The sequence below is a fragment of the Mycobacterium sp. TH-M103 genome, from assembly GCF_057473785.1.
Genome location: NZ_JBYCLG010000087.1, coordinates 1 through 13,716 on the forward strand (window position 1 = coordinate 1; position 13,716 = coordinate 13,716).

The 13,716-nt window shown below is 69.3% G+C and carries 12 protein-coding genes; 10 read left to right on the forward strand and 2 right to left on the reverse strand.

Annotation, left to right across the window (positions count from 1 at the left end):
• Positions 1 to 1,387: CaiB/BaiF CoA transferase family protein (locus AC2VOR_RS05015; RefSeq protein ID WP_486963302.1), on the forward strand; the 1,387-nt coding region annotated here is incomplete at its 5' end.
• 15 nt (positions 1,388 to 1,402) lie between these two features.
• Positions 1,403 to 1,594, forward strand: a complete 192-nt coding sequence (locus AC2VOR_RS05020) for a ferredoxin (RefSeq protein ID WP_369737791.1) — start codon at positions 1,403 to 1,405, stop codon at positions 1,592 to 1,594.
• 1 nt (position 1,595) lies between these two features.
• Here AC2VOR_RS05020 and AC2VOR_RS05025 read toward each other — a convergent pair whose 3' ends face one another.
• Entirely contained in the window at positions 1,596 to 2,846 is a 1,251-nt protein-coding gene (locus tag AC2VOR_RS05025; protein WP_486963303.1) for a cytochrome P450, read from the reverse strand.
• 115 nt (positions 2,847 to 2,961) lie between these two features.
• Here AC2VOR_RS05025 and AC2VOR_RS05030 point away from each other — a divergent pair, with 115 nt between their 5' ends.
• The 5 genes from AC2VOR_RS05030 to AC2VOR_RS05050 all read left to right on the forward strand — a co-directional run bounded on the left by AC2VOR_RS05030 (position 2,962) and on the right by AC2VOR_RS05050 (position 7,098).
• Positions 2,962 to 4,077: an aromatic ring-hydroxylating oxygenase subunit alpha gene (locus AC2VOR_RS05030; RefSeq protein ID WP_369737793.1), complete on the forward strand. Its 1,116-nt coding sequence runs from the start codon at positions 2,962 to 2,964 to the stop codon at positions 4,075 to 4,077.
• A complete protein-coding gene (locus tag AC2VOR_RS05035; protein WP_369737794.1) occupies positions 4,077 to 5,642 on the forward strand; it encodes an AMP-binding protein in 1,566 nt (521 codons plus the stop codon). The genes AC2VOR_RS05030 and AC2VOR_RS05035 overlap by 1 nt, the downstream gene beginning before the upstream one ends.
• 63 nt (positions 5,643 to 5,705) lie before the next feature.
• Positions 5,706 to 6,131 carry a nuclear transport factor 2 family protein gene (locus tag AC2VOR_RS05040; protein WP_369737795.1) on the forward strand — a complete coding sequence of 142 codons (426 nt, stop codon included), beginning with the start codon at positions 5,706 to 5,708 and terminating at the stop codon, positions 6,129 to 6,131.
• A 44-nt stretch (positions 6,132 to 6,175) separates the two neighbouring features.
• On the forward strand, positions 6,176 to 6,655 hold the full coding sequence (locus tag AC2VOR_RS05045; protein WP_369741504.1) for an FAS1-like dehydratase domain-containing protein: 480 nt from the start codon (positions 6,176 to 6,178) through the stop codon (positions 6,653 to 6,655).
• Positions 6,652 to 7,098 carry a MaoC family dehydratase gene (locus AC2VOR_RS05050; protein WP_369737796.1) on the forward strand — a complete coding sequence of 149 codons (447 nt, stop codon included), beginning with the start codon at positions 6,652 to 6,654 and terminating at the stop codon, positions 7,096 to 7,098. The genes AC2VOR_RS05045 and AC2VOR_RS05050 overlap by 4 nt, the downstream gene beginning before the upstream one ends.
• Positions 7,099 to 7,101: 3 nt before the next feature.
• Here AC2VOR_RS05050 and AC2VOR_RS05055 read toward each other — a convergent pair whose 3' ends face one another.
• A complete protein-coding gene (locus tag AC2VOR_RS05055) occupies positions 7,102 to 8,574 on the reverse strand; it encodes an aldehyde dehydrogenase (protein WP_369737798.1) in 1,473 nt (490 codons plus the stop codon).
• 53 nt (positions 8,575 to 8,627) lie between these two features.
• Between AC2VOR_RS05055 and AC2VOR_RS05060 the strand changes: the two genes are divergently transcribed.
• The 3 genes from AC2VOR_RS05060 to AC2VOR_RS05070 all read left to right on the forward strand — a co-directional run.
• Entirely contained in the window at positions 8,628 to 9,986 is a 1,359-nt protein-coding gene (locus AC2VOR_RS05060) for a secreted hydrolase (protein ID WP_486963304.1), read from the forward strand.
• 235 nt (positions 9,987 to 10,221) lie between these two features.
• Entirely contained in the window at positions 10,222 to 10,941 is a 720-nt protein-coding gene (locus AC2VOR_RS05065) for a DUF1906 domain-containing protein (RefSeq protein WP_369737800.1), read from the forward strand.
• Between the two features lie 434 nt (positions 10,942 to 11,375).
• Positions 11,376 to 13,716, forward strand: a 2,341-nt coding sequence (locus tag AC2VOR_RS05070) for a fatty acid synthase subunit beta domain-containing protein (RefSeq protein ID WP_486963305.1), incomplete at its 3' end; no start/stop codon positions are given.

Here is a 13,716-nt window from a genome sequence, read left to right on the forward strand (position 1 = left end):
GTTCGTGTCCAACCCGGCGGGTTTTCACCAGCCCCGTCCGCCGTGGCTGATGTCGGTGTGCGCGCCCGCGCCGCCGCGTGCCACCGCCGCTGCCGGCGCCGACAACGACGAGGCGCCTTGGCTGCCAAGGGAAACCACCACCGGCGCGGCGTCGCACGAGTTGCCCCTGGAGGGCGTGCGCATCATCGATCTGACCGCGTTCTGGGCCGGTCCCGCCGCCACCCATCTGCTGGCGGCGTTCGGCGCCGACGTCGTCAAGGTGGAGTCGATCCAGCGTCCCGACGGCATCCGGTATTCGGGCGGGATGCGCACCGACGTCGACGACTGGTGGGAGTACGGGTGGGTGTTCCACGCGATGAACACCAACAAGCGTTCGGTCACACTGGATCTGGGCTCGGAGCAGGGACGTGCCGCGTTCCGTGCGATGGCCGCCGGAGCCGACGTCGTGATCGAGAACTTCTCGCCCCGGGTGATGGACCACTTCGGCCTCACCGCCGACGTGCTGCTGCAGGCCAACCCCGAGCTCGTCGTCGCCCGGATGCCCGCGTTCGGGCTGGACGGCCCGTGGCGCGACCGGGTCGGATTCGCCCCGACCATGGAGCAGATCGCCGGACTGGCCTGGGTGACCGGACTGCCCGAGACGCCCCCGGTGACGCCGCGCGGCGCCTGCGATCCGCTGGCCGGCGTGCACGCCGCCTTCGCCGTGCTGGCCGCGCTGGGTTTCGCCGAACGGACGGGCACCGGCCAGCTGGTCGAACTGCCGATGGTCGAAACGGTGCTCAACGCCACCGCGATCCAGGCGATCGAATACGAGGTCTTCGGCGTCACGCTGGGCCGGCGGGGCAACCGCGGCCATGGCGGGTCGATCCAGAACATCTACCGCTGCGCCGGGGACGACGACGAATGGATCGCGGTCACCGTGCGCGACCACGGGCAGTGGCGCGCGCTGGTCGAGGTGATGGGACACCCGGACTGGTGCGACGAGACGATGTCCACGGCCGCGGGCCGGCAGCAGATCGCCGACGACATCGATCGCCGGCTGGGCGCGTGGTTCGCCGGGCAGCCCCGCGATGCGACGGTGGAGCGACTGGCCGGCGCGGGCATTCCCGCCGCGCCCGTGGTGTCGCCGTCGTTGGTGACCGAGAACCCGCAACTGCTGGCGCGGGGATTCTTCCAGCCGCTCGAGCATGCGAGCATCGGTGCGGCCCTGTATCCCTGCCCGCCGTTCGCCTTGCTCGCCGGCCAGGACAGGTGGCTGCGGCGTCCGCCGCCGCGGCTGGGTGAGCACAATGGGGAGGTGCTGCGCGAGCGGTGCGGGCTGACCGACGAACAACTGGAGACCCTGGCAGGCAACGGGGTGATAGGGACCCGGCCCAAGGGGCTGTGAGGAAGGAGGCATTCGATGCGCGTGACCGTCGACGGGACCCTGTGTGAGGCCAACGGCTTCTGCGAGTCGCTCGCCCCGGAGGTGTTCGAACTCGGTGACGCCGACGTGGTGCAGATCGCCGACGGCCCGGTGCCGCCGCGGCTGGAGATCGACGTGCGCGCCGCGGTGGACCAGTGCCCCAAGGCGGCGCTGCGGCTGATCGACTGAGCTACCGGCGCTCGGTCAGCGAGATCGGCATCTCGTCGTAGATCGACATGTTGGTGGTCAAATTCGGGTAGGCCACCTTGGCCGGACCCAGGGCGATGTCGTCGCAGCGCAGCAGCAGCTCGTCGAAGACCGCGCGAAGCTCCGCCCGCGCCAGCATGGCGCCCAGGCAGTGGTGCGGCCCGCCACCGCCGAAGGCCACCTGCGGGTTGGGCCGGCGGCCGATGTCGAAGGTGAACGGGTCGGGGAAGACCTCCTCGTCGCGGTTCGCCGAGCGCAGCATCGACACCACCCGCTCGCCCGCGGGTATGTGCAGGCCGTCCATTTCGACGTCGACCTTGGTGGTGCGGGCCCAGTACGCCACCGGTGAGGCCCAGCGCAGCACCTCCTCGACGGCGGTCGAGCGCACCGCCTCCTCGGCACGGTAGCGCTCCATCTGCCCGGGGTTGGCCACGAACGCCTGCAGCCCGCCCGCCAGCGCGTTCTTCGTGGTGTCGCTGCCGGCGAAGGTCAGCACGAAGAAGAAGAACTCGAGTTCGTTGGGCGGCAGGCTGAATCGCTCGCCGTCCTCGCCGGTGATCACCGCGGTCGCCAGCGTGCTCCAGATGTCATCGGCCGGGTTGCGGCGCTTTTCCGCGGTGAGCTCCATCGCGTAGCCGAAAATCGTTGCGTACAGATCGCTGTAGTCCTGCCGGCTCGGCCGCTGTGCGGGCGAGTTGGCCTGCAAGATGCGGTCCAGGCAGTCGAAGATTCGTGGCCGGTCATCGTCCGGTATGCCGATGATGTCGCCGATGACCGTCATCGGCAGGGCGTCGGCGACGTCCGCGATCCAGTCGCCACCGCCGCCGGCGAGCAGGCCGTCGATCATCCGCGCGGCACGCGCCCGGATGCCGTCCACGAGTTTGGCGATCCCGCGGGGGTTGAACGCGTTCGAGATGATTTTGCGGCGCTTGTTCAGTTCCGGGGGGTCCATGTTGATGATCGTGGGATACGACGCGAACATCCCGACCGGCTGGATCAACGGGCCGTCGGTCGCGGTGAACGAGTCGACGTCGCGGTGCAGGCGCACCGCGTGCCGGTGTTTGGTGGCCACCCAGAACCCGCGCTGGACCGTCCCGGAAAACACACGCGCGACGCCCGGGGTGGGCTCGTGCCGGAAAAGCGGTTGGCTGCGGCGCAGTTCGGTGAAAATTTCATCGGGAAAACCATTGCGCCACAATGCGAAATCGGAGAGATCCACTGCGACAGCCGCCATGGGAAACCTCGTTCCGGCCGGAGCGTTCCCGCCCGCTCGTTGACGTTCAATGCTTAAAATAGTAAAAATAGCCCTAGTCGTCGAACCGTCCTAGCCCCAGACGAGCGGAGTGCTCGTGACGCATACGATCCCAGAATCGGCCCCGGACCCGTCGGAGCGCGAGTTCGGCGAGGCCGGCATCGCGCTGTCGTCCTACCCGTTTCCCACGGGGTGGTTCATCGTCGCCTTCGCCTCCGATCTCGCGGTCGGCCAGGTCAAGCGCGCGCACTACTTCGGCGAGGAGTTGGTGCTGTTCCGCACCGAGTCGGGCCGGGTCCATGTGCTGGACGCCTACTGCCAGCACCTCGGCGCCAACCTGGGTGTCGGCGGCACCGTGGAAGGCGAGCACGTCGTCTGCCCCTGGCACGGCTGGCAGTGGCGCGGCGACGGGTCCAACGCGCTCATTCCCTACAGCAAGATCGGCTGCAAGAACAACGTGCGCATCCGCGGCTACCCGAGCATGGAGTGGTACGGTTTCGTGCTGGCCTGGCACGAGCGGCACGGGCGGGCACCGTACTGGACCCCGCCGGTGCTGCCCGAACTGGAAACCGGCGAGTACTACCCACTGCACCCGCACACCCAGATGCTCAACCGGGTCAAGGTTCACCCGCAGATGATCATCGAAAACGCCGCCGACCCCTACCATGTGCAGTACGTGCACAAGGCGGCCAATCCGGCCACCACCGCGTCGTTCGAGGTATCCGGGTACCACCTGCACGCCACCGTCAACGCCCATTTCGGCGGCGGGCGGGCGCAGACCTGGCTGACCCCGAACGGCCCCGTCGACGCCAAGATCATCTACGACAACTACTCGCTGGGCCTGGGAGTCGTCCGGTTCCCCAGCGAGCTGGTGGCCACCGTGCAGGTCACCGGGCAGACGCCGGTCGACGAGGACTACACCGACTACTTCTACACCCAGGCCTCGGTGCGCGAGCCCGGCGACACCGGCGACGTGCCCACGGGCCGCGCGGCCCGCTTCCTGGCGCTGCAGCAAGAGGTCATCAAACAGGACTTCTTCACCTGGGAGAACATGAAATACCTCGAGAGGCCGAACCTGGCCCCCGAGGAGGCGCACGACTACGCCGCGTTGCGCCGCTGGGCGCACCGCTTCTACCCGGGCCCGCAGCCCTCGCCCGCCGACTTCGGTTACACCGCCGAAGGGGAACCCGACCCGGCCGCCGCGCAAGCCTGATGCCCGGACCCTCCGATTTCGGGGTCGAGCGTTTCACCGTGCCCGCCGTGCTGGACCGGCGCGCCGAGCAGTACCCCGACCGGGTGATGATGACCATTGCCGGTACCGACGTGACGTTCGCGCAGATGCGGCGGCGGTCCTGCGCCGCGGCGAACATGCTGGCCGATCACGGTGTCGGGCGCGGTGACTGCGTGGCGCTGTTCACCGCCACCTGCCCGGAATGGGTGTACTTCTGGCTCGGCGCGGCGCGCATCGGTGCGGTCAGCGCCGCGGTGAACGCCGCCAACAAGGGCGAGTTCCTGCTGCACACATTGCGGTTGTCGGGCGCCCTGGTGATCCTCACCGACGCCGAGCGGCGCGCCCGCGTCGACGAGGTCGCCGGTGCGTTGGGAACGGGAATTGATGTTGTGGTGCAGGGTGATTCGCTGACCGCCGAGCTGGATCGGAGTACCGGGAGCCCGCCGGCGGACGACGCGGCGGGGATCGGGGACATAGGGTGTCTGTTCTACACCTCGGGCACCACCGGTCCGTCGAAAGCGGTTGCCACGACCTGGCATTACCTGTTTTCCGTGGCCGCGACCGTGGCGTCGGCCTGGGAACTGGCGCCCGGCGAGGTGGTGTGGACGGCGATGCCGCTGTTCCACCTGAGCGCGGCGCCCAGCGTGCTGGCCCCCATGCTGGTGGGCGCAACGACGGTGCTGGCGGCCGCTTTTCACCCGGCCCGGGTATGGGACGAGGTGCGCGCCCACGGCACCGTGGGCTTCGCCGGTGCCGGCGCGATGGTCTCCATGCTGCAGAACCTGCCCCCGGATCCGCGTGACGCGCAACTGCCGCTGCGGTTCATCTCGGCCGCGCCGATCGAGGCCCAGGTCTATCGGGCCATCGAAAAGCGATACGGCTGCCGCATCGTCACGATGTACGGGATGACCGAGGCGTTCCCCATCGCGGTCAAGGCGCTGACCGAAGCCGGGGTGCCGGGCACGTCGGGCCGGCCCAACCCCGACTTCGAGGTCCGCATCGTCGACGCCTCCGGAAATCCGCTGCCCGCCGGGAGTGTCGGCGAGATCGTCTGCAGGCCCAGGCGTCCCCACGTGATGAGCGAGGGCTACGTGGGCGAGGATGCGCGGCTGGCGCCCCACCCGGAATGGTTCCGCACCGGCGACCTCGGCAGGCTCGGCCCCGACGCGGCCCTGACTTATGTGGACCGCGTGAAGGATTCGCTGCGCAGACGCGGCGAGAACGTGTCCTCCGTCGAGGTGGAGGGCGTCGTCACGCGCCATCCCGCGGTGGCCGAAGCCGCGGCGGTCGGGGTGCCCAGTGAACTCGGCGAGGACGACGTCCTGGTGGTCGTGACGTTGCGCCCCGGCGCCACACTGGATTGCGCCGACCTGCTCGACTTCTGCGCGGCCCGCATGCCCTACTTCTGCGTGCCCCGATACGTCGACACGGTGGCCGAACTGCCGAAGAACGGCATCGGCCGCATCCGCAAAGACGTGTTGCGCGCGCGGGGACTGACCGCGCAGGCATGGGATCGCGAGGTGCACGGTTATACCGTCCGGCGTTGAGTTGCGTTACCGTTGCCTCAGCAGCGGATCGGCCGTAGTTCCCAAGGAGGCTGGAGAGCGAACATGACCATGAGCTACCAGCAACAACAGCTGCTGCAGGCCGCCACGGGCCGAGCCGCCATCCTGAACCTGAACGCGCGGCACAATCGCGCGTTCTCGGCCGGCGATCGCGACCGGTGGATCGCGACGTTCCGCCACTCGGGCGCCAGTTACGCCCGCGACGGCGAGGTGTTCACCGACCTGCGGCCGGCCTTCCACGGCGGCGACGGACAACGCCTGGTGACGCTGGACCACGAGATCCACGTCGACGGGGTCAACGCCACCCAGCATTGCGTCGCAGTGCTTTTCGCCAACATGTACGGCGACACCACACTGCGGGCAACCGGAAGCTACCGGGACGCGCTGGTCTACGAGCGGGGCGCGTGGTACTTCGCCTCCCGCGAACTCACCTGGGACGTGGTGCCGAGCCGCCACCCGCTCGTCATGTGAGCGATTACCGACTCGCCTACGGCACCTACGAGGACGCGCTGCGGATGGTCGGCGCGACGAGCGGACCGCGGACCGCGGCGACCCCGGTCAGCGGGGCGCGCATCCAGATGTTCGCCGCCATGGTGCACGACGGCAACCGATCGTATTGGGATGCCGGGTTCGCCCGGCGCCGGTGGGGCGGTGCGCCGGCCCCGCCGGCGCTGTTGATGGGCTGGCTGATACCGCCGCCGTGGCAGCCCGCCGGCCAGGGAAGCGCCCGGCCGGCATCACTGGCGCTGCGAGTCCCGTTGCCGGGCAGCACCTTCATCAACGCGGCCAACGACTGCGAGTTCCTGCGGCCCATCCTCGAGGGCGACGTGCTCACCGTCGTCGAGGAACTGGTGTCGGTTTCGCCGGAGAAGCGGACGCGGCTCGGTACCGGTCATTTCGTCGAGACGCTGGAAACCTATCGCCGCCAGGACGGGACGGTGGTGGCCACCTGCCGGAACACCCTGTTCAGGTTCACCCCCGGGGACGCCGCGTGAGCGGGTCGGGCCTGGACTGGGACGACGTCGTCGTTCCGGTCGATCTGCCGGAGGTCGTCGACCCCATCAGCTATCAGCGGGTGGTCGAGAATGCCGGGGCGACATGGGACTACTTCCCCGGCCACTTCGACCCCGACTACGCCCGTAGTCAGGGAAACCCGACGATCTACGTCAACACGATGCACCTTGCCGGGTTCGCCGACCGCGTCGCGACCGACTGGGCCGGCCCGGGCAGTCGGGTGGTACGCCGCGCGATGCGGTTGGCCGGCCCGATCTTCGCCGGCGACACGATGGTCGGCAGGGGCCGGGCGGTGGCCAAGCGGCGCGACACCTCGGTGGACCCGCCGCGCCGTCTGGTCGACGTGCGGATCGAGGTGACCAATCAGCACGGCGCGCTGTGCTGCCCGGTCGAGCTCACCCTGGAGATGCCCGAAACACGTTGACAATCAACGAGGCAACGGTGGCATCTTCCCCCGGGACACCACGGACTGCAACTCCACGTATTCGTCGAGGCCCTCCGGGCCGAACTCGCGCCCGATGCCGGACTGCTTGAAGCCCCCGAACGGGGTGCCGGTGTCGAGCATGTACATGTTGACGCCGTAGGTGCCGGTGCGCACCCGGGCGGCGACTTCGAGACCGTGCGCGGTGTCGGCGGTCCACACCGAGCCGGCCAGCCCGTAATCGCTGTCGTTGGCGATCCGGATCGCGTCGGCCTCGTCGCGGTAGCGCAGCACGGTCAACACCGGGCCGAAGATCTCCTCCCGGGCGATGCGCATGTCGTTGGTGGCGTCGGTGAACAGCGTCGGCCGCACATACCAGCCCCGCCCGGCCGGCGCGTCGTCGCCGCCGACGACGATGCGCGCGCCCTCGTGTAGGCCGCACCGGATGTAGTCCCGCACCCGGTGCTGTTGTCGTTGCGCGACAAGGGGACCGATGTCGGTGGCCTCGTCGGCGGGGTCGCCGACGCGCAGCCCCGCCATCATGTCGGCCAGCGCGTCGACGACCTCGTCGTGCCGTCGTTCGCTGACCAGGATGCGGGTCTGCGCGACGCAGGCTTGCCCGTTGTTCATCAGGCCGGCGGTCTTCAGCCCTGCCACGGTCTTGCCGACGTCGGCGTCGTCGAGGACGATCGCCGCCGACTTGCCGCCCAGCTCCAGGCTCACCCGCTTGAGCTGCTCGCCGCACACCGCCGCGATCCGGCGCCCGGTGGCGCTGGATCCGGTGAACGCCACCTTGTCCACCCCGCGATGGCGCACCAGCGCCTCCCCGGCGTCCGGTCCGCCGGGCAGTATCGAGACGACCCCGTCGGGCAGGCCGATCCGCTCGATCATCTCGGCCAGCCACAAGGCGTCCAGGGGTGTTTCGGGTGCCGGCTTGACGACCACCGAGCAGCCGGCGATCAGGGCGGGAATCAGCTTGGGCATGATCAGGAACTGCGGCACGTTCCACGGCACGATGGCGCCGACCACCCCGACCGGAGCCCTGTTCAGATGCACCTCGCCCAGCACGCCCTGGCGGCGTTCCGCCCAGGGATAGTCGCGGGCGACAGCCAGCGCGCGGTGCATCATCGCCGCCGCGCCCGCCGCCTGGCCCAGCCTGCTGAAGCTGCGCGGCGACCCCATCTCCTCGGTGATGAGGTCGGCCATCTCGTCGAGATGTTGGGAGTAGATCGCGGCGAGCTGCTCGATCGCGGCCATCCGCTCGGCGGGGGCCAGGCGCGGCCACGGGCCGTGGTCGAAAGCGTGCCGCGCCGCGGTGACGGCCGCGTCGATGTCGTCGGGTCCTGCCGCCTGGACGTGGCCGATCGACTCTTCGGAATGCGGCGAAATGACGTCCAGTCGGCGGGGGTTGGCGGGCTTGCGCCATTGGCCCCCGAGGAAGACCGCGTCGTAGGAACGGTGGCCGGAGCTTTTCGTCATCGTTGACGCTAACATGGCCGGATACGACGTGAACCAGGTCACCGAGGCGTGAAATGAACGACGACTGGCGCACTTACCCGTTCCAGTTGGTGCCCGGTGACGCCCAATTGGAGTTTCCTGCCGCCGAAGGCGAACATCCCGATCAGGAGTCGGACACCTGGTTCATCGGTGGCCAACTCGACTCGGCCGGCAGCGACCGGTCGTTCGCGTTCCTGACCATCTTCAACAAGAACCGCCCCGGCGCAACGGTGGTCGCGGATTTCTACACGATGGCGCTCTTCGATCTGGACAGCGGCGACTACGGCACCTACACCGACTACGACATGCCGCCGGCCAGCCTCCAACCGGGCGCCCGGCCCAAGCTGGCCATGGCGCCGGGGTATCTCGACGTCAGCTACCGCAGTGGCGCCGGCACCGCGTCGTGGGCCACGTGCCGCAACGGCGACGGCGGGCTGTTGCCCTACACCTACCGCGTCAGCCTGGTGGGCGAGGACCAGTCCGGCCAGCCCATGCGGCTGGACCTGGCCGTGACACCGACGCGTGCGCCGACACCGGTGGGGGCCTCGACCTACAACGGAAAGATCTGCTGCTTCGGCCAGAACGACACGTACTCCTATTTCCAGAGCGGGATGAAGATGACCGGAACCCTGCGCTGGGGCGATGTGGTCGAGCAGGTATCCGGCAGCGGCGGGCACGTCGACCGGCAGTGGTTCCCGAAGTATGCCGGCGGCGGCGGAACCGGCGGCGACCCGCGGGCCGCGTCCCACGAGTGGCGCACCATCAACCTCGACAACGGCGTCGACCTGAGCATCTGGCACCAGTTCGACCGCACGAACCGCAATGCGCTGCAGCCGTTCTCCGGGGTGACGACGAGCTGCCCCGACCCCGGCGTGGAGCCCGCGCTGCCGCCGCAGTGCGCCGAGGACGTCGAGGTCACGGTGAGCAGCTATGTCCGGTGGCCGGAGGCGGTGCGCCCGCTCGTGCGCCCGCTCGCCGCGGGCCGCTATTTGCCCGATCGGCACCGGATCACCAGCGCGGCAATGCAACTCGATCTCGTCGGGGAACCGTTGGTGGCCGCACCGGCGCACGGCCTGCCGATCGAGTACATGGAGGGTCCGTACCGCTACCGGGGAACGCTGTGGGGCGAGCCGGTCACCGGCTTCGCGTTCTACGAGCGGTCGCTGGCGCTGTACCGGGACTGGGAACTCGTCGACGTGCTTGCCGCCGTCGTCGGCGGCGCCGAATCGATTGACCCGCAACTACAGAGCCTCGCAGACCAGCTCGCGGCGTTGGTGGCAGACGGCCGCCGCGGCGAGGCGATCGAGCTGTTGGCCCGGGTGCCCTCCGGTCACGACGACACGGTGGCCACCCTTCTCGGGGACCTCGTCGCGGCGCTGTCCGACGCTTTCTAGGCGGCTCGCGCGGAGACTGTTAATCCGCGGGCCGCCCGCTTCCTCGACGAGATGGCGGTCCAGACCGCGCGCCGCGGCCTGGACGTGGTCAGCGTCATCGTCCTGCCGGGCGCAAAGCGGTTGCAGACCGGGGATGCGCCAACGTAGTGCAGCCAATGTGATGCAACCAATGTGATGCACATGTGATCGTTGGGATCAATGTGTCTGGTGATAGTTGTGTCGTACCCTGAAGCCCATGTCGGTCTCGCGGCGCGACGTGCTCAAGTTCGCCGCCGCGACCCCGGGACTGGTGGGTTTCGGCGTCGCGGCGGCATCGCTGCGCGCCGCGACGGCGTCGGCCGCGCTCGGCACGCTGCTGGACTACGCGGCCGGCGTCATCCCCGCAAGCGAGATCCGGGCGGCCGGGGCGGTGGGATCGATCCGGTACGTGTCGGATCGGCGGCCCGGTGGTAACTGGATGCTCGGCAAGCCGATCCAGGCCGGCGAAGCGCGCGACCTCTCCAGCAATGGGCTCAAGATCGTGTCCTGCTACCAGTACGGCAAGGGCAGCACCTCCGACTGGCTGGGTGGGGCCGCGGCCGGCGTGGAGCACGCCCGTCGCGGCATGCAGTTGCACGCCGCCGCCGGAGGTCCGCCCGGCGCTCCCATCTACGCCTCGATCGACGACAATCCGTCCTACGAGCAGTACAAGCAGCAGGTCGCTCCCTACCTGCGGTCCTGGGAGTCGGTGATCGGGCACCAGCGCACCGGTGTGTACGCCAACTCCAAGACCATCGACTGGGCGCTGCAGGACGGTTTGGGGTCCTACTTCTGGCAGCACAACTGGGGTTCCCCCGTGGGCTACACCCATCCGGCCGCGAATCTTCATCAGTTCGAGATCGACAAGCGCAGTGTCGGCGGCGTTGGGGTGGACCTCAATCAAATCCTCAAGCCCCAATTCGGGCAGTGGACCTAGGCCGTCGGCACCGGGTCCAGCAAACAATCGCCCGCTGAGGGCGGGGTGCAGCCGAGATCTGGTGACGCCTCGACGGCAAGGTTGCTCGCGCGCGAGACGCGACCGAAGGCCGAAATCCTTAATATAACGATTCCATAACAATAGCGCTTTGAACAGCGAAGTTATAGCTACTCGACCGTAACCACCTACATGCAGCGAGTTTGTTCGCCGCGCTCGCGCGCGCGGTTTGACCCGGTGTTACCCAGGACATGGTTACCCGTGCGTAGAACTCACCAGTAACCAATCAGCTGGGAAAAAGGGCACCGATCCTTATGACACTCTTATTACAGCCCAAGCAGTCCGCCGCGCCGATCGACCGAGGGGGCGGGCCCGTCGACGACGACCAGGGTGCCGGCCCGAACCGACAAAAGACGCATGTAGGGGAGACGTAGAACGTGACGATCCACGAGCACGACCGGGTGTCCGCCGACCGCGACGGGCACGGCCCGCAGGGCACCCACGCTCTGGTCGACCGTCTGACGGCCGGCGAGCCGTACGCGGTGGCGTTTGGCGGGCAGGGCAGCGCCTGGCTGGAGACGCTCGAGGAGCTGGTGTCCTCGGCTGGGATCGAGACAGACCTGGCGACGCTGGTCGGCGAGGTGGAGCTGCTGCTCGAGCCGGTGGCCAAAGAGCTGGTCGTGGTGCGTCCGATCGGCTTCGAGCCGTTGCAGTGGGTGCGCGCGCTGGCAGCCGAGGACCCCGTTCCCGCGGACAAGCACCTGACCTCGGCGGCCGTCTCGGTGCCCGGGGTACTGCTGACCCAGATCGCGGCCATGCGCGCCCTGGCGCGCCAGGGCATGGACCTGACGGCCACCCCGCCGGCGGCTCTGGCGGGCCATTCCCAGGGCGTGCTCGCGGTCGAGGCGCTGCGGGCCTTGAAGGGCGGGGCCGGCCGCGACGCCGAGCTGCTGGCCATGGCGCAGCTGATCGGCGCGGCGGGCACGCTGGTGGCACGGCGGCGCGGCATCGCCGTCCTCGGCGACCGCCCGCCGATGGTGTCGGTCAGCAACGCCGATCCCGAGCGCATCGGGCACCTGCTCGACGAGTTCGCACAGGACGTCCGGACCGTGCAGCCTCCGGCCCTGTCCATCCGCAACGGCCGGCGTTCCGTCGTCATCACCGGCACCCCGGAGCAGCTGTCGCGCTTCGAGCTCTACTGCCGCCAGATCTCGGAGAAGGAGGAGGCCGACCGCAAGAGCAAGGTCCGCGGCGGCGACGTCTTCGCGCCGGTCTTCGACCCGGTGCAGGTGGAGGTCGGCTTCCACACCCCGCGGCTGGCCGACGGCATCGACATCGTCGGCGCCTGGGCAGAAAAGGCCGGCCTCGATGTGGCGCTGGCCCGTCACCTCACGGAGGCCATCCTGGTGAGACCCGTCGACTGGGTCGCGGAGATCACCCGGGTGCACGAGTCCGGAGCCCGCTGGATCCTCGACCTGGGACCCGGAGACATCTTGACCCGGCTGACCGCGCCGGTGATCCGGGGGCTGGGCATCGGCATCGTGCCCGCGGCCACCCGCGGCGGCCAGCGCAACCTGTTCACCGTCGGGGCCGTCCCCGAGGTGGCCCGCGCCTGGTCGAGCTACGCCCCGACCGCGGTGCGGCTGCCCGACGGACGCGTCAAGCTCTCCACGAAGTTCACCCGGCTGACCGGCCGCTCGCCGATCCTGCTGGCGGGCATGACCCCGACCACCGTCGACGCCAAGATCGTCGCCGCCGCCGCCAACGCCGGGCACTGGGCCGAACTCGCCGGCGGCGGGCAGGTCACCGAGGAGATCTTCGCCGACCGCGTCGAGGAGCTGTCCGAACTGCTCGAGCCCGGCCGCACGTACCAGTTCAACGCGCTGTTCCTCGATCCGTACCTGTGGAAGCTGCAGGTGGGCGGCAAGCGCCTGGTGCAGAAGGCCCGCCAATCCGGCGCGGCGATCGACGGCCTGGTGATCAGCGCCGGCATCCCCGAGCTCGAGGAAGCCGTCGAGCTGATCGAAGAGCTCAACGACGTCGGCATCACCCACGTCGTGTTCAAACCCGGCACCGTCGAGCAGATCCGCTCGGTCATCCGCATCGCGACCGAGGCGCCCACCAAGCCGGTGATCGTTCACATCGAGGGTGGCCGTGCCGGCGGTCACCACTCCTGGGAGGACCTCGACGACCTCCTGCTGGCCACCTACTCGGAGCTGCGGTCGCGGCCGAACATCACAGTGTGCGTCGGCGGGGGCATCGGCACCCCCGAGCGCGCGGCCGACTACCTGTCCGGGCGCTGGGCGCAGAGCTACGGGTTCCCGTTGATGCCTGTCGACGGCATCCTGGTCGGCACCGCGGCCATGGCGACGCTCGAGGCCACGACGTCGCCGTCGGTCAAACGGATGCTGGTCGACACCCAGGGCACCGACCAGTGGATCGGTGCCGGCAAAGCACAGGGCGGCATGGCCTCCAGCCGCAGCCAGCTCGGTGCGGACATCCACGAGATCGACAACAGCGCCTCGCGCTGCGGCCGGCTGCTCGACGAGGTCGCCGGCGACGCCGAGGCGGTCGCCGAGCGTCGCGACGAGATCATCGCGGCGATGGCAAAAACCGCCAAGCCGTATTTCGGCGACGTCGCGGACATGACCTACTTGCAGTGGCTGCGGCGTTACGTCGACCTGGCGATCGGCGACGGCGACTCGACCGCCGACACCGCCGCACCGGGCAGCCCGTGGCTGGCCGACACCTGGCGCGACCGGTTCGAGCAGATGCTGC